Raw genomic sequence first — 21,554 nt, 5'->3', positions numbered from 1 at the left:
CGGGTCACGGCCCGGCCGGCTCACCGTGCCAGGCGGGGGACGGTGCGCCGATGACCGAGAGGAGCTGCAGCTTCTCGTGCGTCTCGCTGCCCGGTACGGCGGTGTAGACCAGCAGCAGGTGGGACTGCTCGGGATCGAGCAACGTCTGGCAGTGCAGTTCCAGCGCGCCGACCTCGGGGTGGACGAGCCGTTTGAGGTCGTCGGACCGGACGCCGATCTCGTGGGCGTCCCACAGCGTGCGGAACTCCTCGTTGTGCGGGTGGAGGAGCTCGGCGAGCCGGGCCGCGCGGGAGTCCGGTCCGCGCCGGGCCGCGACCGCGCGCAGGCCCGAGACGTAGCGCCGCGACAGCAGCGCGTGGTCCTCCGGTGGGTGGCGCCTGCGGGCTGCGGGCTCGGTGAACCAGCGGTAGCCGACGCTCCGCCTCGGCCCGGTGAACCCGGTCGTGTCGCCGGTGAGCGCGACCCCCAGTGACGTCTGGCGCAGCGTCTCCCCGAGCTCGGTGACGATCTCGGCGGGGGTGTCGACGAGCCGGTCGAGGATGCGCAGCAGCCCGGGTCCGATGTGGTCGCCGCCCGTTCCGCGGGCTGGTGGGTGCTGGCCGGCGAGCCGGAACAGGTGGTCGCGCTCGTCGAGCGACAGGTGCAGGCCCTGGGCGATCGCGGCGATCATCTGCTCCGACGGCCGCGGGCCGCGCTCCCGTTCGAGGCGCGCGTAGTAGTCGGTCGACATGTGGCACAGGGCCGCGGCTTCCTCCCGGCGCAGCCCGCTGGTGCGGCGCCGCTGCCCCCGCGGCAGTCCGACGTCCTCCGGTTGGAGCACCTCACGACGCCGGCGCAGGAACTGCGCCAGGCCCGTCCGGTCGATCATCCGCGCCGCCTCTCGGTCGCTCACCGATTCGTTCCTACCGCGACGCGCGGGGCGTAGCCACGGACTGCCGATCCTCCCCACCGGCTCCGGGTCGGACCGCTCAGCCACGGATCGTCAGGCCGTGGCTACCGACCTGCACAGCGACGAACGTGGTCGGCCCCCCCCGCCGAGCCGAGGAGCCCACCGTGCCGAACGAACTCGTGTCGCTCGACCCGACCGCGACCGTCCCATCGGATCGCCCGGAGGACCGCCGCTCGGACGGGCAGGCCCCGGCCGCGACGCTCGGCGCCGCGATGCGCACCAGCCTGGAGCGATCCGGTGGCGGGCTCGGCATCCTCCTCGCCGCCGTACCGACCGTCGCCTTCGTGGTCGCCGACGCGGTGGGCGGTCTGACCTGGGCCTTCGTCGCACTCGCCGTGGCGGCGCCGGTGACGTTCGGGGTGCGCCTGGCCCGCCGGGAATCACTGCGGGCGGCCGTCGTCGGTCTGGCGGTCGCCGCGGTGTGCGCAGCCGTCGCCGGATTCTCCGGGGAGGCACGGGCGTTCTTCCTGCTGCCCACCCTGATCCCCGCCGCGCTCGGCGTGCTGTTCCTCGGCTCGGTCCTCGTCCGTCGGCCGGTGACCGGGACGTTGTTCAACCGCCTGGTCGGCGGCCCCGACGACTGGCGCGACCACTCCCGGCTGATGCGCATCTACACCGTCACCACGCTGGTCGGCGTCGTGCTCCACGCGCTCAACCTCACCCTGCGCGCCCTGGCCTACCTGGCGGACCAGCCCGCCGTCCTCACCGCGCTCAGCGTCGGGGCCGCTCCGGTCTTCGCAGCGCTCGCCGCGGTCACGCTCGTCGCCGCACGTCGCGCGGTCAGCTCCCGCGGTGCCGATGGGACCTGACCCGCCACGCATCCGGCTCGTCCCTCGCAGGCCTCACCCATCAGGGAGACATCGTGTCTCGCACCCGCGACATCGCCGGCGTCATGTCCCCTCCCCGGCGGACCACGACCGTCGACGGGTTCGAGCGGCAGTTCGGCACCAACTACCTCGGCCACGTCGCTCTCGTGGTGTACCTGATGCCGCTGCGCCGCGCCGGTCGGGCCCGGGTGACCTCACAGCTCAGCGTCGCCGCCCGACGCGGACACCGCCTTGCAAACGCGAACCAAGCTCGCCGCCTGCCTGTGCGTCCTGCTCGGCGGCCCCGATCACCAGCCCACCCGCTGCCACGTCGTGTCAGCGGGTATCGGGCCGTTCCGGGGCGGATGTGCCCCCGATGTGCCCCGGCGCCAGCCGCTCCCCCTGTGCTTGCTGAGTGCCATTCCGGAGACTTGCCCGCCCGGCGAGGGCTGCTCGGGATCAAGCAATGCGGCCACCCGTCAGTTGAGCCTAGACGGACTGGCGGTGCCGGGAGTCCACCTGGAGCTGCTTTAGTGCAACGCCATATGCCTACGGGCGCACCACGTTCCTGGGGTGATCAGGACTCGCCCGACCACCCCAGGAACCAGGACCGTCAAGCCGCGCTGCGCCGCCAGTGCTCGATGTAGCCCAACGCCTCCGACTCAATCCACGCGTCGAGAGCCCGGATCTTCTTGATCGGCGTCGGCTTCCACAGCTTGCCGCGCCGAACGTCCAGAACAGCCACCGCCGCATGCGGACGAGTCTGGTCGACGGTGAGCTGGAGTGTGCGCCAGATGACCTTGGTCGCGCCCTGTGCCGTCAGAGGCGTCTGCTTGAGGTAGAGGTGCACGACGGTCTCCACCCCGCTGAGGCGCATCCCGACATGCTGGTTGACGTTGATCGGCAGGGTTGCCCACGTCCAGGTGGCGTTGTTCGTCGAGACCCACTCGGGACGCGACCTGGCCAGGAAACCCTGCATCCCCGCAGCCAACTCCTCGTAGGAGCGGACCATCGTCCGGCTGGCTCGGAAGATCATCCGGCGCAGCTCCAGGTCGTCACCGCTTCGGACCGCGTGGCGGAGCCCGGCCAGCGCCGGACCGTACGCCTGCTTGGCCCCGCTGTCAGGGTCGTTGAACCGCTTCCACTGGTCCTCGATGATCTTCATCCGGCCAGAACCGACAGAGTTGACGTAGTCGGCGAAAACGCCCAGGCCCCTAGCCTGCATGGTGTCGTCAGTGGACACGGTTACTCCAAATGCGCGCACAGACACGTCCGCCCCACTGTCGCGCGGTTCAGCGTGAGGAGTTACCGTGTCCTTGCCACAGGTACACAGACAACGCCTCGGGCGGCCGCCGCGGAGCGGTTCCCCGAGGCGTTCTCTAACTGTAGCGGGCACCTCCGACGACACCAGCGCGCTCCGCGTCCATCACGTCCCCCGTCTTGGGGATGCATCTGTGGATACTTCTGTGGACAGGTCCTGGTTTTCCCGCTCAGAGCCTTGCGCTGGTTCGGAGTCCCCACCCCCAGAGTCACAACAACTTCACCCGTATGGCCCTGAGTCACACCATTGGTTTTCATGTATCGGGAACCGCCCGCCGCGCGGTGACCGGCCGGAGGCCGCATGCTCCGCGCGGCGCCGGAGGCGCCGCTTGATACCGAACGGAAGGTCTAGACACGGCGAGCGCTGGCGGCGCTTGTCGTGTCCCGGCTGATGCTTGACGTTCCGGTCTCACCTGATGCTTGACGTTCGGGCCTGATCGGCTTTCCTGTCCGCTGTCCGTGCTGGTCAGCGGGTGGTGGGAGGCCGGGATTGGCCCTGGTGGACATGACCGTGGTCGAGCAGCGCTACCGCGCCGTGCTGGCCGTCGAGCAAGGCGAACCGCGCTACCAGGTCGCGGCTCAGTTCGGCGTCTCCCGACAGACCCTGCACACCTGGATCACCCGCTACCGCGCCGAAGGCCTGGCCGGCCTCGCCTCGCGCTCACACCGCCCGGACTCCTGCCCTCACCAGGCATCCGAGCAGGTGGAGGTCGCGGTCTGCGAGATGCGCCGCGGCAACCCCCGCTGGGGGCCCCGACGCATCGCCCATGAACTCGGCCCCCGCTTCGGCGCCCAGGCCCCCTCGCGCAGCACGGTGGCGAGGATCCTGCACCGCAACGGCCTGGTCGAACCCCGCCGCCGACGCAGACGCCGCTCGGACTATCGCCGCTGGGAACGCCCCGCCCCGATGCAGCTGTGGCAGCTCGACATCGTCGGCGGCATCCACCTCCGCCAGCCCGACGGCACCGTGACCGAGGCCAAGATTGTGACCGGGGTCGATGACCATTCCCGCTTCGCCGTCATCGCCACCGTCATGGTCCGGGCCACCGGCCGCGCGGTCTGTCTGGCCTTCGCCGACGCGCTGCGCCGCTACGGCATCCCCGACGAGGTCCTGACCGACAACGGCAAACAGTTCACCGCCCGCTTCGGCCGCGGCGGCGAGGTCCTGTTCGACCGGATCTGCCGTGACAACGCCATCACCCACCGCCTCACCCAGCCCGCGACCCCGACCACGACCGGGAAGGTCGAGCGGTTCCACCAGACCCTGCGCCGGGAGCTGCTCGACCACACCGATCCCTTCGACACCCTGACCGCGGCGCAGGCGGCGTTGGACTCCTGGATCACCACCTACAACTGCACCCGCCCGCACCAGGCCATCGACATGGCCTGCCCGGTCGACCGCTTCGCTCCCAGCCAGCACCAGCGCGGCGACGAGGACCTGCTCCCGCTGCGGCTGCCCGCCCGACTCACCACCGCGCCCGCCCCGACCCCACATTCCGAGCACCCCGCCCCGGCCCCGGACGACGAGCCGAGCACCGAGATCGAGGTCTATCGGGGCGGACCGGTGGAGTTCGAACGGGTCGTCCCCGCCTCGGGAAACCTCGCCGTTCTCGGCAAACAGTTCTGGCTCGGTCCGCTCCGGGCCGGGGTCACCGTCACGTTCTGGGCCGACACCCAGGTCATCCACCTCACCGCCGGCGGGGCCCGGATCAAGACCGTCCGTTCCCCCTACACCGAGGACCAGCTCGCCACCCTCGCCGCGACCGGAGGCCGGCCCGCCGGCCCGCCACCGCTACCACCGGTCGAGCCCGACGGGACCGCGATCGAGGTCGACCGCACCGTCTCCGCCCAGGGCCTGATCAGCTTCGGTGGACGCTGGAACCTCGCCGCGGAGATCCTCGGCGGCCGCCGGGTCACCATCCGCATCGAGGACCACGTCCTGCTGATCTTCGACCCCGAAACCCGTGAACTTCTCCGGACCAGGCCGAACCCGCTGACCTACGACCAGGCCCGCCACCTGCGCGGCGCCCGCCCCGCCGGACCACCACCACGCCCGTCGGTCGAACCGGTGACTGTCACCCGCCGGGTCTCGACCACCGGCACCATCATGATCGCCCGCCAACTCATCGCGCTCGGACGTGATCAGGCCCGGACCCTGGTCACCGCCCACGTCGCCGAACACACCATCACCGTCGACCTCGCCGACGGCGCCCACCGCACCGTCACCCGCACCAGCACCGGCGCGATCCGTAATCTCAAGGCCCAGACAGACCGCACAGTTTCCTAGCCCGAACGTCAACCATCACCCGGGACAGGAACGTCAAGCATCAGGTGAGACCCGACAGAGCGCTGGCGGCGCTGTCGTGTCCCGGCTGATGCTTGACGTTGGTCATCGGCCAGGTAGGTAGGCTCAGGAGCATGTGGCTCCCGCTCGCGAAGCGCCCCCGCACCGCCTGAGGCGGTGCACCCCGCCGTCCGACCCTGCTAGGTCCGACGGCCTCTCACCCGTGCCGACATGGGCTCGTCGTGTAGACGTGCCACCGCCGCGTTCCCGCTTCCACGTACAGGGACCACGCGACTGTGGAGACCACTCCGGCCGTCGGCTGCCACGCTGACGGCGCTTCCTCATACCCGACCCCGCTGGACGCCGTGCTCGGACGGCTGCGGTGCCCGTTGTGCCATGCCGCCGTGCTGTGCCGAGACGGCAGGACGGTCCGTTGCCGGGCGGGCCATTCCTTCGACATCGCCCGGCCTGGCTACCTCACGTTGCTGTCCGGCCGGCGCCGCCACCGTGGAGACACCGCGGACATGGTGACGGCCCGAGAATCGTTCCTGGGCAAAGGCCACTTCGAGGCGGTGCGCTCGACGATCACAGCATTCGCCGTCGAGCACGCCCCACGACAGACCGGGCTCGTCGCCGACCTCGCCGGAGGTACCGGCTTCTACCTCGCCTCAACCCTCGACGCACTTCCTGCAGCGTGGGGCGCGACCCTGGATCTGTCAGCCGCAGCACTGCGGCGTGCGAGCCGCGCTCATCCCAGAGCTGCCGCTGTCGGAGCAGACATGTGGCAACCACTGCCACTCGCGTCGCGGTCAGCCGATGTCGTGCTGAACGTCTTCGGCCCGCGGACACCGGGCGAGATCGACCGTGTGCTGAGCAGCGACGGGGTCCTGATCATGGCGACGGCGGGCGCGGAGCATCTGCGCGAGCTGCGCAGCCGCCTCGGCACGATCGGCGTCGACCCCCGCAAGGCGGACCGGCTCCGGCACGCCTTCGAGGGCTTCACCGAGGTTGCTCGGCAAGCGGTGAGGTGGCGGCTCGCCCTGAGCCGCGACCAGGTGCGCGCGCTCGTCGACATGGGGCCCAGCGCCCATCACATCGACTCAGACCACCGTGACCGCGTCCTGCAAGAGCTGCCGGACACCCTGGGACTGACCGCTGCTGTGGACGTCGTCGTTCTCCGTCGCGATACGACCCGCAGTTAGGCGGTCGAAGCGTCGGCGACGACAGCCCACGCCGCGGGGCGGTCGGGGTCGTCTCCGTTGCCCAGGACGATGCTGGCAGCGCGGGCAGTGTCGAGGTCGTCGCAGTTCAGCTCGAGTGCAGGTACGGCGATGTCGTACGCGGTTTCACCGTTCATCTCGCGGGGGTCGACGAGCACCAGTCGTCGGCCCCCGTGCAGGACATTCGGGGCAACATCGCCGAGGCAGTGACCTAAGCGCAGGTCTCCGGCGAGCCGGCGCCGCTCGCTGGAGACCGGGCGCCCGATGTGCTGCTGTTGAGTCCCCGCACGAGTGCGTCCTGCAGGTGAGCGGTCTTCGACCCTGCCGTCGACCGCGTCGGGCCGGACGGCTTCCACCCGCACGAGCTGCGGCACACCGCGGCGTCGCTGGCGATCGCGTCGGGAGCGGACGTCAAGGTCGTCCAGATGATGCTGGGGCACAAGACGGCGACGATGACGCTCGACCTCTACGGGCACCTGTTCCCGGACCGGCTCGACGACCTCGCCGACCGGATGGACTCGGCGGCATGTGCCCCGGATGTGCCCCACGAGGGGGACGAGGAGACCTGAGAAGGTGTGTTTCTGCTGGTGGAGACAAGGGGAATCGAACCCCTAACCCCCGCCTTGCAAAGGCGGTGCTCTGCCAATTGAGCTATGTCCCCTGGTGGGTCCCGACCACGGTACCCCGGGAGGCGGAGTCAGCGGGTGGTGGCCTCGTGCCACAGGTCGTCGGACCCGACACCGCGGAGGCGGGACCAGCCGAAGTACGCGGCACCGGCAGCGACGGCCAGCACGAACAGCTTCTTCATCGCAGGTCTCCTCGCGAGTGACTGTCGGAGGGGGAAGGTGTGGGCCTAGCTGGATTTGAACCAGCGACCTCATCGTTATCAGCGATGCGCTCTAACCAACTGAGCTATAGGCCCGTGCAACAGGAGAAACACTACCGCACGGGGTCGAGCGGGTTACGAGGGGGTCCCCCGCCGCTCGGCCCCGTGCGGTGTGCGCGACGACGCTCCGGTCAGTCCCGCTCGGAGAGCGTGACCTCGATGCCGCCGACCAGGTCAGCGGCCACGTTGTAGACGAACGCGACCACGGTGATGGCCACCGCGAACAGCAGGCTGTTGACCGCACCGACGACGGCCGCGAGCCCGAAGACCCGGCCGACGCTGATCAGCGACCCCCCGGTCTCCTGCTGCGAGGTGACGAGGTCGGCGTAGGTGCCGTTGAGCCGGTCCCAGACGCCCATCCCGCCGAGTACGCCGTACAGGACGCCCGCGGCGACCATCCAGACCAGCCACAGCACGACGGCCAGCGCCAGGGCCATCTTGAGCACCGACCACGGGTCGAGCCGCTTGAGCTGCAGCAGCGCCTGGCGCGGGGGCCGGTTGCGGACCGACGCGCGCGGCGGGTCCGCCGGGCCCGTGCCGTTCTCGTGCAGCTCCGGATCGCGGACGGCGGTCGTCGCACCGGTGGCCGCACTCGGTCCGGGTGCGGTCATGAACGCGGTCGGGGCCTCGCTGAGCAGCGAGTCCGCGACGGTGCCGCCGTCGCGGTCGTCATGGATGTCGGGTACCCGCCGCCACGGGGGCGGCGAGGCCGCGGCCGGCTCGGCCGCGGCGTCGTCGCGCGGGCCGGGGACGTGGTCGGCCGCCGCCGTCGACGGGTCGTGGTCGGCGTCGGTGGCGACGGTGCGGGCCTCGTCCTGCGACGGGGTGCGGTCGTCGGTGCTCACGAGTGGGAGCTCTCCTCGCTGGTCGTCGCTCGGTACTACCCCGGCCCCACGGCGTGTGCCGGGTGGCCGGCCCTCACGGGCCGGCCACCCGACGTGGCACTACGCCTGCTGGCCCGGGTCCTCCTCGGTCTCCTCCGCGTTGCGGGCGACGGCCAGCAGCGTGGAGGTCTCGCCCAGGTTCATCAGGCGGACTCCCTTCGTCTGCCGGCCGGCCTTCCGCACCTCGCGGGCGGAGGTCCGGATGACCCCGCCGGTGGAGGTGATCGCGTACAGCTCGTCGTCGATGCCGACGATGAGCGCACCGACCAGCGTGCCACGCCGACGGTCGTACTGGAGGGTCAACACTCCCTTCCCGCCACGGCCCTGAACGGGGTAGTCCTCGATCGGGGTGCGCTTCGCGTAGCCACCGGTGGTGGCGACGAGCAGGTAGGTGTCGGGGCGGATCACGCCGAGGGCCAGCAGCTTGTCGCCCTCGTTGAACCGCATCCCCAGCACGCCGGAGGTCGCGCGGCCCATCGGGCGCAGCGCGTCGTCGGACGCGGTGAACCGGATGGACTGGCCTTCGGCGGACACGAGGAGCAGATCGTCATCACCCGAACAGAGGACGGCGCCGACCAGCTCGTCGTCGTCGCGCAGGTTGATGCCGATGAGGCCGCCGGCCCGGTTGGAGTCGAAGTCGGTCAGGCGCGACTTCTTCACCAGGCCGTTGCGGGTGGCCAGCACCAGGTACGGCCGCGCCGAGTAGTCCTTGATCTGCATGACCTGGGCGATCTCCTCCTCCGGCTGCAGGGCCAGGAGGTTCGCCAGGTGCTGGCCGCGCGCGGTGCGGTTCGCCTCGGGCAGCTCGTAGGCCTTGAGCCGGTAGACCCGCCCGCGATTGGTGAAGAACAGCATCCAGTCGTGCGTGGAGCAGACGAAGAAGTGGTTGACGATGTCGTCCTGCTTCAGCTGCGCCCCCTGCACGCCCTTCCCGCCGCGCTTCTGGGCGCGGTACAGGTCGGTCTTCGTGCGCTTGGCGTAGCCGGTGCGGGTGATCGTGACGACGACGTCCTCGACCGCGATCAGGTCCTCGTCGGTGACGTCGCCGTCGAAGCCGACGATCCGGGTGCGGCGGTCGTCGCCGTGGGCCTCGACGAGCTCGGCGAGCTCGTCGCGGACGATCTGCCGCTGCCGCTCGGGCCGGGCCAGGATGTCCTGGTAGTCGGCGATCTCGCGCTCGATCTCGGCCAGCTCGTCGACGATCTTCTGGCGCTCCAGCGCGGCGAGCCGTCGCAGCTGCATGTCCAGGATCGCCTGGGCCTGGATGTCGTCGACGTCGAGCAGGTCGATCAGGCCGGCCCTGGCGACGTCGACCGTGGCCGACGCCCGGATCAGCGCGATGACCTCGTCGAGCGCGTCGAGCGCCTTGACCAGACCACGCAGGATGTGGGCCCGCTCCTCGGCCTTGCGCAGCCGGTAGCGGGTCCGCCGGACGATGACCTCGATCTGGTGCCGGACGTAGTGCCGGATCATCTGGTCGAGGCGCAGGGTGCGCGGCACGCCGTCGACGATCGACAGCATGTTCACACCGAAGCTGTGCTGCAGCTGGGTGTGCTTGTACAGGTTGTTCAGCACGACCTTGGCGACGGCGTCGCGCTTGAGCGTGACGACGATCCGCATGCCGATGCGGTCGGAGGACTCGTCGACGATCTCGGAGATCCCGGCGATCTTGCCGTCGCGGACCATGGCCGCGATCGACTCGATGAGGTTGTCCGGGTTCACCAGGTAGGGCAGCTCGGTGACCACCAGGGTGGTGCGGCCCTTGGTGTCCTCCTCGACCTCGACGACGGCGCGCATCCGCACCGAGCCGCGCCCGGTCCGGTAGGCCGACTCGATGCCGTCGCGACCGACGATGAGGCCGTAGGTCGGGAAGTCCGGCCCCTTGATCCGCTCCATCGCCGCTTCGAGGAGCTCGTCGTCGGTGGCGTCCGGGTTCTCCAGGCACCAGGCGACGCCGGCGCCGACCTCGCGCAGGTTGTGCGGCGGGATGTTGGTCGCCATGCCGACCGCGATGCCGGAGCTGCCGTTGATGAGCAGGTTCGGCACCCGCGACGGCAGGACGACCGGCTCCTGGGTCTTGCCGTCGTAGTTGTCCAGGAAGTCGACGGTCTCCTCGTCGATGTCCTGGAGCATCGCCATCGCCAGCGGCGAGAGCCGGCACTCGGTGTACCGCATGGCCGCGGCCGGGTCGTTGCCGCGCGAGCCGAAGTTGCCCTGCCCCTGGATCAGCGGGTAGCGCATCGACCAGGGCTGGGCCAGCCGCACGAGGGCGTCGTAGATCGCCGAGTCGCCGTGCGGGTGGTAGTTGCCCATCACGTCGCCGACGACGCGGGCGCACTTGACCGGGGCACGGTCGGGCCGGAAGCCGTTCTCCCCCATCGAGTAGAGGACTCGGCGGTGGACCGGCTTGAGCCCGTCCTCCACCAGCGGCAGCGCCCGCCCGACGATCACGCTCATCGCGTAGTCGATGTACGAGCGCTGCATCTCCTGCTGGATGTCGACCGGTTCGACCCGGCCCCCACCCTCTCCGCCGCCGCCCGTGGGCGCGGCGGGGTCGATCGTGTCCGTCACGAAGTCTCCTCGTGCGTGTTCATACGTTCGTCTGGATCAGATGTGTGGATCAGACGTCCAGGAAGCGCACGTCCTTGGCGTTGCGGGTGATGAAGGAGCGGCGGGACTCGACGTCCTCACCCATCAGCACCGAGAACAGCTCGGCGGCGGTGGCGGCGTCGTCCAGGCTCACCTGGAGCAGCAGCCGGTTCGTCGGGTCCATGGTGGTCTCCCACAGCTCCTTGGCGTCCATCTCGCCGAGACCCTTGTAGCGCTGCACGCCCTGGTCCTTGGGGAGCTTCTTGCCCGCGGCACGGCCGGCCTCGATCAGGCCGTCGCGCTCGCGGTCGGTGTAGGCGTACTCCGGCTCGGCCCCGCGACCGGCCCACTTGAGCTTGTACAGCGGCGGCTGCGCCAGGAACACGTGCCCGTTCTCGATCAGCGGGCGCATGAAGCGGAACAGCAGCGTGAGCAGCAGCGTGCGGATGTGCTGGCCGTCGACGTCGGCGTCGGCCATCAGCACGAGCTTGTGGTAGCGCAGCTTCGACAGGTCGAAGTCGTCGTGGATGCCGGTGCCCATCGCGGTGATGATCGACTGGACCTCGGTGTTCTTGAGGACGCGGTCGATCCGGGCCTTCTCGACGTTGATGATCTTGCCGCGGATCGGCAGGATCGCCTGGTGCATCGAGTCGCGGCCGGCCTTCGCCGAGCCGCCGGCGGAGTCACCCTCCACGATGTAGAGCTCGCAGCTCTCCGGGTCGCGGGAGCGGCAGTCCGACAGCTTGCCGGGCAGGCCGCCGATGTCACCGGCGCTCTTGCGGCGCACGAGCTCGCGTGCACGACGCGCGGCCAGGCGGGCCTGGGCCGAGGAGACCGCCTTGGTGACGATCGTCTTGGCCTCGGTGGGGTTGCGCTCGAACCAGTCGGCGAGCCACTCGTTCGACACGCGCTGGACGAACGACTTGACCTCGGTGTTGCCGAGCTTGGTCTTGGTCTGGCCCTCGAACTGCGGCTCGGAGACCTTGACCGAGACGATCGCGGCGAGGCCCTCGCGGATGTCGTCGCCGGACAGCGCCGGGTCCTTCTCCTTGATGAGCTTCTTGTCGCGCGCGTACTTGTTGACCGTGGCGGTCAGCGCGTGGCGGAAGCCCTCCTCGTGGGTGCCGCCCTCGTGCGTGTTGATCGTGTTCGCGAAGGTGTAGACCGACTCGGAGTAGCCCGAGTTCCACTGCATCGCGACCTCGACCTGGTGGCCGGGGCCCTCGCCGGTGTAGCTGACGATCTTGCGGTGGATCGGGTCCTTGGACTTGTTCAGGTGCGCGACGAAGTCCTCCAGCCCGTTCGGGTAGTGGAAGACGTACTCCTTGGGCTTGGCGACGTAGCCCTCGGCGTCGGGCTCGGAGTCCGTGTCGATCTCCGTGACCGGTGCCTCGACCGGGTTCCCGTCCTCGTCGACCGCGTCCGACGACGGCACGCCCGCCGGCTTCTCCGGCCTGCGCTCGTCACGCAGGACCATGGTGAGGCCCTTGTTCAGGAACGTCTGCTCCTGCAGCCGGCGACGGATCGTCTCCAGCGTGTAGGTGGTCGTCTCGAAGATCTTCGGGTCGGCCCAGTAGGTGATCGTGGTGCCGGTGTCGGACTTCTTCGTGGTGCCTGCCTCGACGAGCTCGCCGGGCACGGCGTACTCGTAGTGCTGGCGCCAGATCTTGCCGTCCCGGCGGACCTCGACGTCGAGCGCGGTGGACAGCGCGTTCACGACCGAGACGCCGACGCCGTGCAGACCACCGGACACGGCGTAGGACTTGTCGTCGAACTTGCCGCCGGCGTGCAGGCTGGTGAGGACGACCTCGAGGGTCGGCTTCTTCTCCACCGGGTGCATCTCGACGGGAATGCCACGACCGTCGTCCTCGACGCGGATGCCGCCGTCGGCCTGCAGGGTCACGACGACCTTCGTGGCGTGACCGGCCATCGCCTCGTCGACCGAGTTGTCCACCACCTCCCAGATCAGGTGGTGCAGACCCCGCTCACCGGTCGAGCCGATGTACATGCCGGGCCGCTTGCGGACCGCCTCCAGGCCCTTGAGGACCGTGATGGACGACGCGCCGTAGGCGTTGTTCGCTGCCTTGTCGGAAGCCACGGGTAGCTGCTTCTCCTCGCCACGTGAACCACCCGCGCGACGCGCGCACCACCGGTGCGACGACGACGGAGCGGTTCCACCGACCGGGCGCTCTGGTCATGTCATTGGGGAGCCACCCGGGGAACACCTGTCGATCCTACCCGGCGGAACGCCCGGGAAGGCGGATAGGACCCGCCCAGAAGCGCCACAGACGGGCGAACGGCGTCCGGTACGGGGTCGAACGTGCCCCTGCCGGGCCGAGCGGACCGGCGGCCGTGTCATCCCGCGCTCACCGCCGACGAGAGCGGCCCGTGCACTCCGGTGCAGCTCCCCACCCGATCCGGGCCCCCGTACGCGCCCCTGGCGTCGTGACGCGTCCGCAACGTGAGCGACCGGGCTCGCACCACCCGGTCGGCGGTCCGTGTGCGGGTGGAGCGGGGCTCAGCCGTAGGTGTCGCGAGGGCCGCGACCGCGGACGTGCCGCGGACCGTGCCGCCAGCTCGGGCCGCTCGGCCCGACCACCCGGATCCGGCGCACGACGTCCGGCCCGACCGCGGCCGCGAGCCGGGTCAGCAGCTGACGCTGCAGCGTCCGCAGCTGGGTGGCCCACGCCGTCGACTCGGCCTGCAGGGTCAGCTCGCCGTCGCGCAGCGAGACCGGTGTGCAGTGGTCGGCGACGTCCGGTCCGACCAGCTGCGGCCACCGGCCGAGCACGGTCGCGTCGGTCAGCCGGTTCGACCAGCCGCGGTCCACCGACACCCGCGACACCAGGCGTCCGAACGGCTGCGGGTCCCGGTCGTCGGGCCCAGCCCCCGACCAGCGACGGCGACGCCCCCGCCCGGAGACCACGCGCAGCTTGGGCCGGTCGGCCTGGGCCCGCTCCTCGGCCTTGCGGGCCGACGCCTCACGGGCCGCGCGCAACGCCTCGCGGGCGAGGTCGGCACCGCGCAGGTTCGCGCGGTCGCCGGAGAGCAGGTCCCCCTGCTCTCCCGGGACCCCCGCGCCCGGGACGTCCGCGCCCGTGACCGCGTCGTGACCCGGTCCGGTGTCGCGTCCGTCCCCAGGGGCGGTGCCGTCGGTGCCCGTTCCCCGACGCCCTGTCCTCCGGTTTCCGGTTCCGGAACGGCGTCCGTCCCCCGGTTCGCCTGAGTTATCCACAGTATCCACAGCCTTGTCCCCAGAATGCCGTGACGCGTTCGAGACCTGTCGGGGCGATCATGCGGGCACCTCGCCGTCGCGGCTCACCCTCCGGTCGCCGACGGCGAACCGGGCCCCGTCGAGCTCCGCGGGCACGTCCTCGGCCACCGCGGCGGTCACCAGTACCTGCTCCGCGTCGGCCACGAGATCGGCCAGCGCGCGGCGCCGGGCCGAGTCCAGCTCGGCGAAGACGTCGTCCAACACGAGGACCGGCTCGACGTCGTCGGCGTGCAGCAGGCGGTAGGACGCCAGCCGCAGCGCCAGCGCGAACGCCCAGGACTCGCCGTGGCTGGCGTAGCCCTTCGCCGGTCCCTCGCCCAGGGCGAGGTCCAGCTCGTCGCGGTGCGGGCCGACCAGGCAGACCCCGCGTTCGATCTCCTGGGACCGCACCTGCGCCAGCCGGTCGAGCAGCAGCGTCTCCAGTTCCCCGGTCGAGGACGGCAGCTCCGCCACCCCCGCCGTCCCGAGGCTGGACCGGTAGTCCAGGCCGATCGGGTCCGACGACGGCGCGATCGCCGCGAACGCCTCCCGGGCGTAGGGCGCCAGCGCGACGACGAGCTCGCGCCGCCCGGCCAGCAGTGCCGCGCCGGTACGGGCGAGGTGCCCGTCCCAGACCTCCAGCGTCGCCAGGTCGTCGGGAAGGTCCGGGTCCGCGGCGACCGGCGACCGGGACCGGCCGCGGGCCCCGCGCAGCGCGGGTTTCGCGGACTTCAGCAGGGCCGAGCGCTGGCGCAGGACCTTGTCGTAGTCGGCGCGGACGCCGGCGTAGCGCGGGAACCGCGCGACGAGCAGCTCGTCGAGGAAGCGCCTGCGCTCCGACGGGTCGCCCCGCACGAGCGCCAGGTCCTCCGGCGCGAACAGCACGCTGCGCAGGATCCCCAGGACCTCGCGCGGCCGCGAGACCGGTGAGCGGTTGACCCGTGCCCGGTTCTGCTTCCCGTTGTTGATCTCCAGCTCGACGCCGAGCTTCCGGCCGTGGTGGTGCACCTCGCCGCGGACGACGGCCTGCTCGGCCCCGCGCCGGATCAGCGGCGCGTCGGAGGACACCCGGTGCGAGCCGAGGGTGGCGAGGTAGCCGATCCCCTCGACCAGGTTGGTCTTGCCGACGCCGTTGGCCCCGACCAGCACGGTCACACCGGGGTCGAGCTCCAGCTCGGCCTCCGGCCAGGACCGGAAGTCGGTGACCGAGAACCGCCTGAGGTACACCGCCTGGTCACCCTTCCCGTCCGGCTCGGCGCCGGGTCACTGCTGCGTCGAACCGCCGCCGGACGACGGTCCCGCCTTGTCCCCCGGGGACCCGGCGGGCCCGGACTTCTTCACCGCGTGCCCGCCGAACTGCTGGCGCAGCGCGGCGACGGCCTTCATCGCCGGCGACTCGGCCTGCCGGGAGGAGAACCGGGCGAACAGGGCCGCGGAGATGACCGGCAACGGCACCGCGTGCGCGATGGCCTCCTCGATCGTCCAACGACCCTCCCCGGAGTCGTCCACGTACCCCTCGAGCTGCTCGAGGCGCGGGTCGTCCTTGAGCGCGTCGACCAGCAGGTCGAGCAGCCAGGAGCGGACGACCGTGCCACGCGACCAGGCCTGGATCACCCCGGGTACGTCGGTGATCAGCTCGCTGGCCTCCATGAGCTCGAAGCCCTCGGCGTAGGCCTGCATCAGGCCGTACTCGATCCCGTTGTGGACCATCTTCGCGAAGTGGCCCGCGCCGACCGGACCGGCGTGCGCGAAGCCCTCCTCGCGCACACCCTCCGGACGCAGCGCGTCGAAGATCGGCATGGCGCGCGCGATGTGCTCCGGCTCGCCACCGGCCATCAGGCCGTAGCCGTTGTCCTTGCCCCAGATCCCGCCGGAGACGCCGCAGTCGATGTAGCCGATGCCGTGCGCGTCGAGCAGGGCGGCGTTGGGCTGGTCGTCGGTGTAGCGGGAGTTGCCGCCGTCGATGACCAGGTCACCGGCCTCGAGCGTGGTCGCCAGCGTGGCGACGGTGTTCCGGGTCGGCTCACCGGAGGGAACCATGACCCACACGACGCGCGGTGCGGCCAGCGCACCCGCGAGTTCGGCGAGCGAGGCCACGTCGCTGACCTCCGGGCGGGGGTCGTAGCCGACCACCTCGTGCCCGGCGGCCCGCAGCCGCTCCCGCATGTTGCCGCCCATGCGGCCGAGTCCGATCATGCCGATCTGCACGGCAGAGGCCCCCTTCACGTCCGTGCCGCCGGCATGCCCCACAGGGCACCGGTGGCCCTCGTCGATCACACCGGGGAGGAGTCTTCCCCCTCGCCGGGACGTCCGCCCGGCGGGGGTCGGCACCGGCGGGCCGACCCGGTCGGGGTCAGCCCGGCAGCCGCACCGGCATCAGCAGGTGCAGGTAGCCCGACTTCTCCGGCGACGGCGCCTCGCCCGCGTCGTCGGTGGCGGGCTTGGGCACCGGGCGGACCAGTGCGGGCCGGTTCGGTGTGGTGAACGTCAGCTGCGCGCGGTCGGTGTGCAGCGCGCCGAGCGCGTCGAGCAGGTAGCCCGGGTTGAACGCGATCGTCAGCGGGCTGCCGTCGAGCGCGCAGGGCAGCTCCTCCTCGGCGGACCCGACGTCGTCGCCGCCGGCGGCCAGCCGCAGGCCGTCCTCGCCGAACTCCATCCGGATCTGGGCGACCCGGTCCGCGACGAGCGAGACACGCTTGATCGCCTCGACCAGCAGCGCGACGTCGAGCTCGACGGCGGTGGTGTGCTCGGCCGGGATCAGCTGGCGGAAGCGCGGGAACTCGGCGTCGAGCAGCCGGCTGGTGGAGCGACGGCCGCCACCGGTGAGGCCGAGCATCCCGTCCCCGGCCGACAGCGCGATCTCCACGGTGCCGGACCCGGCAAGGGTCTTGGCGACCTCGGCGAGGGTCTTGGCCGGGATCAGCACCGCGGTCGAGATCGAGGCGTCCTCCGGGGACCACTCGAGCTCGCGGACGGCGAGCCGGAACCGGTCGGTGGCCGCGAGCGTCAGCTGCGAGCCCTCGATCTCGAGCCGGATGCCGGTCAGCATCGGCAGCGTGTCGTCCCGGCCGGACGCGACGGCGACCTGGGCGACGGCGGCAGCCAGCGCGTCGGCGGCGACCGACCCGGCGCGCTGCGGCATGTCGGGCAGCTGCGGGTAGTCCTCGACCGGCATCGTCGGGAGGCTGAACCGGGAGTTGCCGCAGTTGATCGTGGCGCGGGAGCCGTCGACGGTCAGGTCGACCGGCTTGGACGGCAGCGCGCGGGTGATGTCGGCCAGCAGCCGCCCGGAGACGAGCGTGCGGCCCGGCTCCCCGACCGTCGCGTCGAGCTCGACGCGGGCCGAGGTCTCGTAGTCGAAGCCGGAGACCGTCAGCTTCTCGCCGGACTCGCCGTCGGACTGGATGAGGACCCCGCCGAGCACGGGCACCGGCGGACGAGCCGGGAGGCTGCGCGCCACCCAGGCAGCCGCATCCGCGAGGACGTCGCGTTCGACCCGGAACTTCATCTGGAGACCTTCCCCGGTAGCGCCCGACTCCGACCACGGCGCGGGGCCGGGTCGTCGACGGGACGACGGTGCTGCGGCGGACCGGTTCGGCCTCCGGGTCCGGCCGGCCCCGTGGCCCGGAGGGGCTGCGGAGCGGAGTGGCCGGGACGGATCGGAAGCCGGGGTTCGCCGGGACGCTCACGGTAGAGCCTCGCCCCGACAGTTTCCACGCCACCCCGGTGCCCGTCGGGTGTCCCCGTCCGTGACCCCCGTCCGGGGGTCGGTCCACACAGGTGTTCTTGGGAAGAAGAGATAGAGAGAGAACAACCGCAGTAGTACTAAGTCCTGTGCACAGTGTGGATGGAGCGCATCCGTGCTGGTCAGCAGGCCGCGTCGGCTGGGGACGCGGGGGTGGGGGCACCCGTTGACAGGTCCGTGGAGCGGTGGACCGACCGCGTCGACGCCCATCCGTCCCCGGTTCATCCCGGGTTCACCACAGAGTTGTCCACGGATCCCGGGCCATCCGTCCACGGGCCGGAGACGATCCAACCACAGAGTTGTCCCCAGATGTGGGTGAAAACGTGGTGGATCGTGGACCCTGGGTGACCGGGGGCACAGACAGTTCGGCCCTCCCGCGTTGCGCGAAGAACCCACAGACGTCTCACTCGTCACAGGGTTGTCGACGCAGCGTGACCGGCGGGTGGGCGCAAGCGATCACCGGGGCGAGTGACGAAGCGCCGAGTGCCCTCTACCGGACGACGAACGGGAGGAGTGGGACCGACACGCGGGTGGCGCCACGCCGGACCCGATCGGTATCGCGTCGACCGGGCCGGGCGCCCCGGACGTCCGCGACGGCGGGGGTGCCGATCGCCCCGGGAGGGCGCCGAACGCGCCGCAGCGGCGATCTGGGGGGCTGTGGCCCCTGTGGGTTGCACGGGATCGGTCCCGGTGCGCGCGGTGACCGCCGCGAACGCGTCCTGCCAGGTCACGGCGGAGCCGGTCGGGCTGTGGAGAAGCAGTGCGACCGGTGGACAACCCGCCTCGGCGGGCCCCGGCGGAGGTCAGTGCCGAGCGCGCAGCTTGATCCGCGCGGTCAGCTCCTGCACCTGCTCGAAGGTCTTCCGCCGGAGCGAGATCTCGTTACGGATCTTCTTGTCGGCGTGCATGACGGTGGTGTGGTCCCGTCCGCCGAAGGTCTGCCCGATACGCGGCAGCGACAGGTCGGTCAGCTCGCGGCACAGGTACATGGCGATCTGACGGGCCTGGGCGAGCGCCTTCGTCTTGCCCGGCCCGGACAGCTCGTCCAGCGTGAGGCCGAAGAACTCGGCGGTGACCGCCATGATCGTCGGGGCGGTGATCTCGGAGGCCGCGGAGTCCGGGATGAGGTCGCGCAGCACGATCTCGGCGAGCTGGGTGTCGACGGCCTGCCGGTTCAGCGACGCGAACGCCGTCACCCGGATCAGCGCGCCCTCGAGCTCGCGGATGTTGCGCTCGATCCGCTCCGCGATGAACTCCAGGACCTCACCGGGGACGGCGAGCCGGTCCTGGGCGGCCTTCTTCCGCAGGATCGCGATCCGCGTCTCCAGCTCGGGCGGCTGGATGTCGGTGATCAGCCCCCACTCGAACCGCGTCCGCATCCGGTCCTCGAGGGTCTCGAGGCGCTTGGGCGGACGGTCGGAGGAGACGACGATCTGCTTGTTCGCGTTGTGGAGGGTGTTGAAGGTGTGGAAGAACTCCTCCTGCGTCCCCTCCTTGCCCTCCAGGAACTGGATGTCGTCGACCAGCAGCACGTCGACATCGCGGTAGCGGCGCTGGAAGGCGACCTTGCGGTCGTCGCGCAGGGAGTTGATGAAGTCGTTCGTGAACTCCTCGGTACTGACGTACCGGACCCGCATCCCGGGGAACAGCCGCTGGGCGTAGTGCCCGACGGCGTGCAGCAGGTGGGTCTTGCCCAGCCCGGACTCGCCCCAGATGAACAGTGGGTTGTACGCCCGCGCCGGCGCCTCGGCCACAGCGACCGCGGCGGCGTGGCTGAACCGGTTCGACGCACCGATGACGAAGGTGTCGAAGGTGTAGCGCTCGTTGAGCCGGGTCTGCGACCGCGGCGCGACCGGGTCGCCCGCCTGCGGCGCGGTGTAGGCAGGCCACGAGGTCTGCCCGTCGCGCGAGCCCGGCTCGGGGCGACCTCCGGGCTGCGGCGCCCACCCCCCGGACGACGACGGCGGCTGCTCGGCCGACCAGCCGCGGTCCGTGCCGGAGGGGCCGGCGTCGTCGCGGCGGGACCCGCCGGCGAAGCCGTTGCCGTACCCGCCGTCGACGGCGGGCTGCGGCCCGGTGTCCGGGCCCGCGCCGTCGACGTGCTCGTGCGCGACGTGCTCGGGTGCGGGACCGGCGCCGTGGTCCCCGGTGGTCACCGCAGCCGGGGCGCCGCCCGCGCGGTCGCCGGTGCCGGTGTCACGGACGCTGTCCCCGGCGGTGACGCCGCGGTGCATGCCGAACCCGGGCGGGTCGGGGACCTCGGTGCCGCCGGACGCCGCGGAGGCGTCGACGACGACCGCGAGGTTGACCGCCACGCCGAGGTGGCGGCCGAGGGCGTCGCTGATCGGTCTGCGCAGGATCCGCTCGATGGCGTCCTTCGCGAACTCGCTCGGCGCGGCGAGCAGCGCCGTGCCGTCGAGCAGGCCGAGGGGGCGGGTCAGGCGCAGGAACGCGCGCTGCTGCGGGGAGAGGGTGGGCGTACCGGACTCGGCCGACGCGCCGGAGAGATCGGCGATGACCCGGTTCCAGACCGCGCCGAGGTCGCCCGGCTGGTCGGTCATCCGCGTTTCCCCCTCCCGATCGGCCGCTGTCGGCGGTCTGCTCCCCCCGGAGCACTGGCGGTGAGCCGTCCGGACGCGCGGACTCGACCTCTGGGGCGATGTATCCCCAGAGTTGTCCACACTTGTGCGTAAAGGTACGCAGCAGGCCTCGGCCGGCGCGCATCGGGGCGTCGGTCGTCGGCCGTGTGGAGGTCTCGGTCGGGGTGCGCGAGGTCGTTGGTCCCGCGCCGGTCCCGGGCGGGGGCGGCGACGCTAGCAGCAGCCGTCGCGGCGGCCGGCCGGCGGGGTCACGGCGCCCGGTGGGGGCGGTTTGACCCCCTCGAAACGCGCTGCGTACCCTTGACGACCGGACACCTGGTCGGATGGGCGTGTCGCGCCCGTCGAACGCGACGTCCCGCATTCCTGCGGTGTGTCGTGTGGCCGGTGGCCCGCGAACCCGAGCCAGTGACCGTAGACATCTCGGCGTCGCAGGACGCCTGCGAACCGCCGACCAGGAGCCGACCGTGAGCAAGCGTACTTTCCAGCCGAACAACCGCCGCCGGTCCAAGACGCACGGCTTCCGGCTGCGCATGCGCACCCGCGCCGGCCGCGCGATCCTCGCCGCGCGCCGTCGCAAGGGGCGCGGCAACCTCTCGGCCTGACGGCCGGCGCCCCCACAGGCCCGCGCCGTGCTGCCGGCACACGCCCGGCTCACCCGCCGGCCCGAGTTCGCCTCGACGATCAGGCGCGGACGACGCGCCGGCCGGTCGAGGCTGGTGGTGCACCTCGACCTGACCCGCCCCGGCGGCGTGCCCGAGCACGCCTCGCCGAGGGCGGGTTTCGTCGTGAGCAAGGCCGTCGGCAACGCCGTGGTCCGGCACCGGGTCGCCCGGCGTCTGCGGCACCTGGTCGCGGACCGGCTGGAGGCGCTGCCCGCAGGTGCCGCGCTCGTCGTCCGTGCGTTGCCGCCCGCCGGTGACGCCTCGTCCGCCGAGCTGGCGGCCGACCTCGACTCCGCACTGCGGGCGGCGCAGCGACCGCGCCGTCCGCGCCCGGCCACGGACGACGCGCGATGAGT

General features: G+C 71.5%; 18 protein-coding genes, 2 tRNA genes and 1 pseudogene. 7 read left to right on the top strand and 14 right to left on the bottom strand.

What is annotated here, in order from left to right; translation table 11 throughout:
• Window positions 1-4: 4 nt before the first annotated feature.
• Window positions 5-868 (bottom strand): helix-turn-helix transcriptional regulator, encoded by an 864-nt coding sequence (locus tag Ae331Ps2_RS10235; protein ID WP_075309267.1) that lies wholly within the window; start codon window positions 866-868, stop codon window positions 5-7.
• A 185-nt stretch (window positions 869-1,053) separates the two neighbouring features.
• Here Ae331Ps2_RS10235 and Ae331Ps2_RS10230 point away from each other — a divergent pair, with 185 nt between their 5' ends.
• Window positions 1,054-1,758 (top strand): DUF3159 domain-containing protein, encoded by a 705-nt coding sequence (locus Ae331Ps2_RS10230; protein ID WP_084797533.1) that lies wholly within the window; start codon window positions 1,054-1,056, stop codon window positions 1,756-1,758.
• Window positions 1,759-2,368: 610 nt separating this feature from the next.
• Here Ae331Ps2_RS10230 and Ae331Ps2_RS10220 read toward each other — a convergent pair.
• Entirely contained in the window at window positions 2,369-2,998 is a 630-nt protein-coding gene (locus tag Ae331Ps2_RS10220; RefSeq protein WP_075309269.1) for a hypothetical protein, read from the bottom strand.
• 582 nt (window positions 2,999-3,580) lie between these two features.
• On the opposite strand from Ae331Ps2_RS10220, the gene Ae331Ps2_RS10215 reads away from it, so the two are divergent.
• Window positions 3,581-5,362 carry an IS481 family transposase gene (locus Ae331Ps2_RS10215; RefSeq protein ID WP_217695641.1) on the top strand — a complete coding sequence of 594 codons (1,782 nt, stop codon included), beginning with the start codon at window positions 3,581-3,583 and terminating at the stop codon, window positions 5,360-5,362.
• Between the two features lie 362 nt (window positions 5,363-5,724).
• Complete coding sequence (locus Ae331Ps2_RS31125) at window positions 5,725-6,561, top strand: putative RNA methyltransferase (protein WP_139319221.1); 837 nt, start codon at window positions 5,725-5,727, stop codon at window positions 6,559-6,561.
• On the opposite strand, the gene Ae331Ps2_RS31120 is transcribed toward Ae331Ps2_RS31125, so the two are convergent.
• A complete protein-coding gene (locus tag Ae331Ps2_RS31120; protein WP_139318878.1) occupies window positions 6,558-6,953 on the bottom strand; it encodes a hypothetical protein in 396 nt (131 codons plus the stop codon). The genes Ae331Ps2_RS31125 and Ae331Ps2_RS31120 overlap by 4 nt on opposite strands.
• Between Ae331Ps2_RS31120 and Ae331Ps2_RS33150 the strand changes: the two are divergent.
• Window positions 6,945-7,001, top strand: a pseudogene (locus tag Ae331Ps2_RS33150) (integrase); the annotation flags it as partial. The gene Ae331Ps2_RS31120 and the pseudogene Ae331Ps2_RS33150 sit on opposite strands and share 9 nt — an antisense overlap.
• 3 nt (window positions 7,002-7,004) lie before the next feature.
• Window positions 7,005-7,148: a hypothetical protein gene (locus tag Ae331Ps2_RS10200; protein ID WP_233147688.1), complete on the top strand. Its 144-nt coding sequence runs from the start codon at window positions 7,005-7,007 to the stop codon at window positions 7,146-7,148.
• A 16-nt stretch (window positions 7,149-7,164) separates the two neighbouring features.
• Here the strand turns inward: Ae331Ps2_RS10200 and Ae331Ps2_RS10195 are convergent.
• The 11 genes from Ae331Ps2_RS10195 to dnaA form a co-directional block, all read right to left on the bottom strand.
• Window positions 7,165-7,240: transfer RNA gene (locus Ae331Ps2_RS10195), tRNA-Ala, on the bottom strand.
• A gap of 36 nt (window positions 7,241-7,276) precedes the next feature.
• A complete protein-coding gene (locus tag Ae331Ps2_RS32500; protein ID WP_020628481.1) occupies window positions 7,277-7,387 on the bottom strand; it encodes a DLW-39 family protein in 111 nt (36 codons plus the stop codon).
• 40 nt (window positions 7,388-7,427) lie between these two features.
• A tRNA-Ile gene (locus tag Ae331Ps2_RS10190) sits at window positions 7,428-7,501 on the bottom strand.
• Window positions 7,502-7,596: 95 nt separating this feature from the next.
• On the bottom strand, window positions 7,597-8,310 hold the full coding sequence (locus tag Ae331Ps2_RS10185) for a DUF3566 domain-containing protein (protein WP_083695422.1): 714 nt from the start codon (window positions 8,308-8,310) through the stop codon (window positions 7,597-7,599).
• Window positions 8,311-8,409: 99 nt separating this feature from the next.
• A complete protein-coding gene (gene gyrA, locus Ae331Ps2_RS10180; RefSeq protein WP_075309275.1) occupies window positions 8,410-10,920 on the bottom strand; it encodes a DNA gyrase subunit A in 2,511 nt (836 codons plus the stop codon).
• 49 nt (window positions 10,921-10,969) lie between these two features.
• A complete protein-coding gene (gene gyrB / locus Ae331Ps2_RS10175; RefSeq protein ID WP_075309277.1) occupies window positions 10,970-13,036 on the bottom strand; it encodes a DNA topoisomerase (ATP-hydrolyzing) subunit B in 2,067 nt (688 codons plus the stop codon).
• A 420-nt stretch (window positions 13,037-13,456) separates the two neighbouring features.
• The gene (locus tag Ae331Ps2_RS10170; protein WP_337819621.1) at window positions 13,457-14,173 is read right to left on the bottom strand and encodes a DUF721 domain-containing protein; all 717 of its coding nucleotides are present in this window, start codon (window positions 14,171-14,173) and stop codon (window positions 13,457-13,459) included.
• A gap of 57 nt (window positions 14,174-14,230) precedes the next feature.
• Window positions 14,231-15,418: a DNA replication/repair protein RecF gene (recF, locus tag Ae331Ps2_RS10165; protein ID WP_060713932.1), complete on the bottom strand. Its 1,188-nt coding sequence runs from the start codon at window positions 15,416-15,418 to the stop codon at window positions 14,231-14,233.
• 36 nt (window positions 15,419-15,454) lie between these two features.
• Window positions 15,455-16,399: a phosphogluconate dehydrogenase (NAD(+)-dependent, decarboxylating) gene (gene gnd, locus Ae331Ps2_RS10160; protein ID WP_051050530.1), complete on the bottom strand. Its 945-nt coding sequence runs from the start codon at window positions 16,397-16,399 to the stop codon at window positions 15,455-15,457.
• Window positions 16,400-16,544: 145 nt separating this feature from the next.
• Window positions 16,545-17,699 (bottom strand): DNA polymerase III subunit beta, encoded by a 1,155-nt coding sequence (dnaN, locus tag Ae331Ps2_RS10155; RefSeq protein ID WP_020628488.1) that lies wholly within the window; start codon window positions 17,697-17,699, stop codon window positions 16,545-16,547.
• A gap of 1,040 nt (window positions 17,700-18,739) precedes the next feature.
• The gene (dnaA, locus tag Ae331Ps2_RS10150; protein WP_075309279.1) at window positions 18,740-20,497 is read right to left on the bottom strand and encodes a chromosomal replication initiator protein DnaA; all 1,758 of its coding nucleotides are present in this window, start codon (window positions 20,495-20,497) and stop codon (window positions 18,740-18,742) included.
• A 503-nt stretch (window positions 20,498-21,000) separates the two neighbouring features.
• Here dnaA and rpmH point away from each other — a divergent pair.
• Window positions 21,001-21,138, top strand: a complete 138-nt coding sequence (gene rpmH, locus Ae331Ps2_RS10145) for a 50S ribosomal protein L34 (protein WP_075309281.1) — start codon at window positions 21,001-21,003, stop codon at window positions 21,136-21,138.
• Between the two features lie 27 nt (window positions 21,139-21,165).
• The gene (gene rnpA, locus Ae331Ps2_RS10140; RefSeq protein ID WP_075309283.1) at window positions 21,166-21,552 is read left to right on the top strand and encodes a ribonuclease P protein component; all 387 of its coding nucleotides are present in this window, start codon (window positions 21,166-21,168) and stop codon (window positions 21,550-21,552) included.
• Window positions 21,553-21,554: the final 2 nt, after the last annotated feature.

Source organism: Pseudonocardia sp. Ae331_Ps2, from assembly GCF_001932405.1.
GTDB lineage: Bacteria > Actinomycetota > Actinomycetes > Mycobacteriales > Pseudonocardiaceae > Pseudonocardia.
This window is presented reverse-complemented; position numbering and strand designations above follow the sequence as displayed.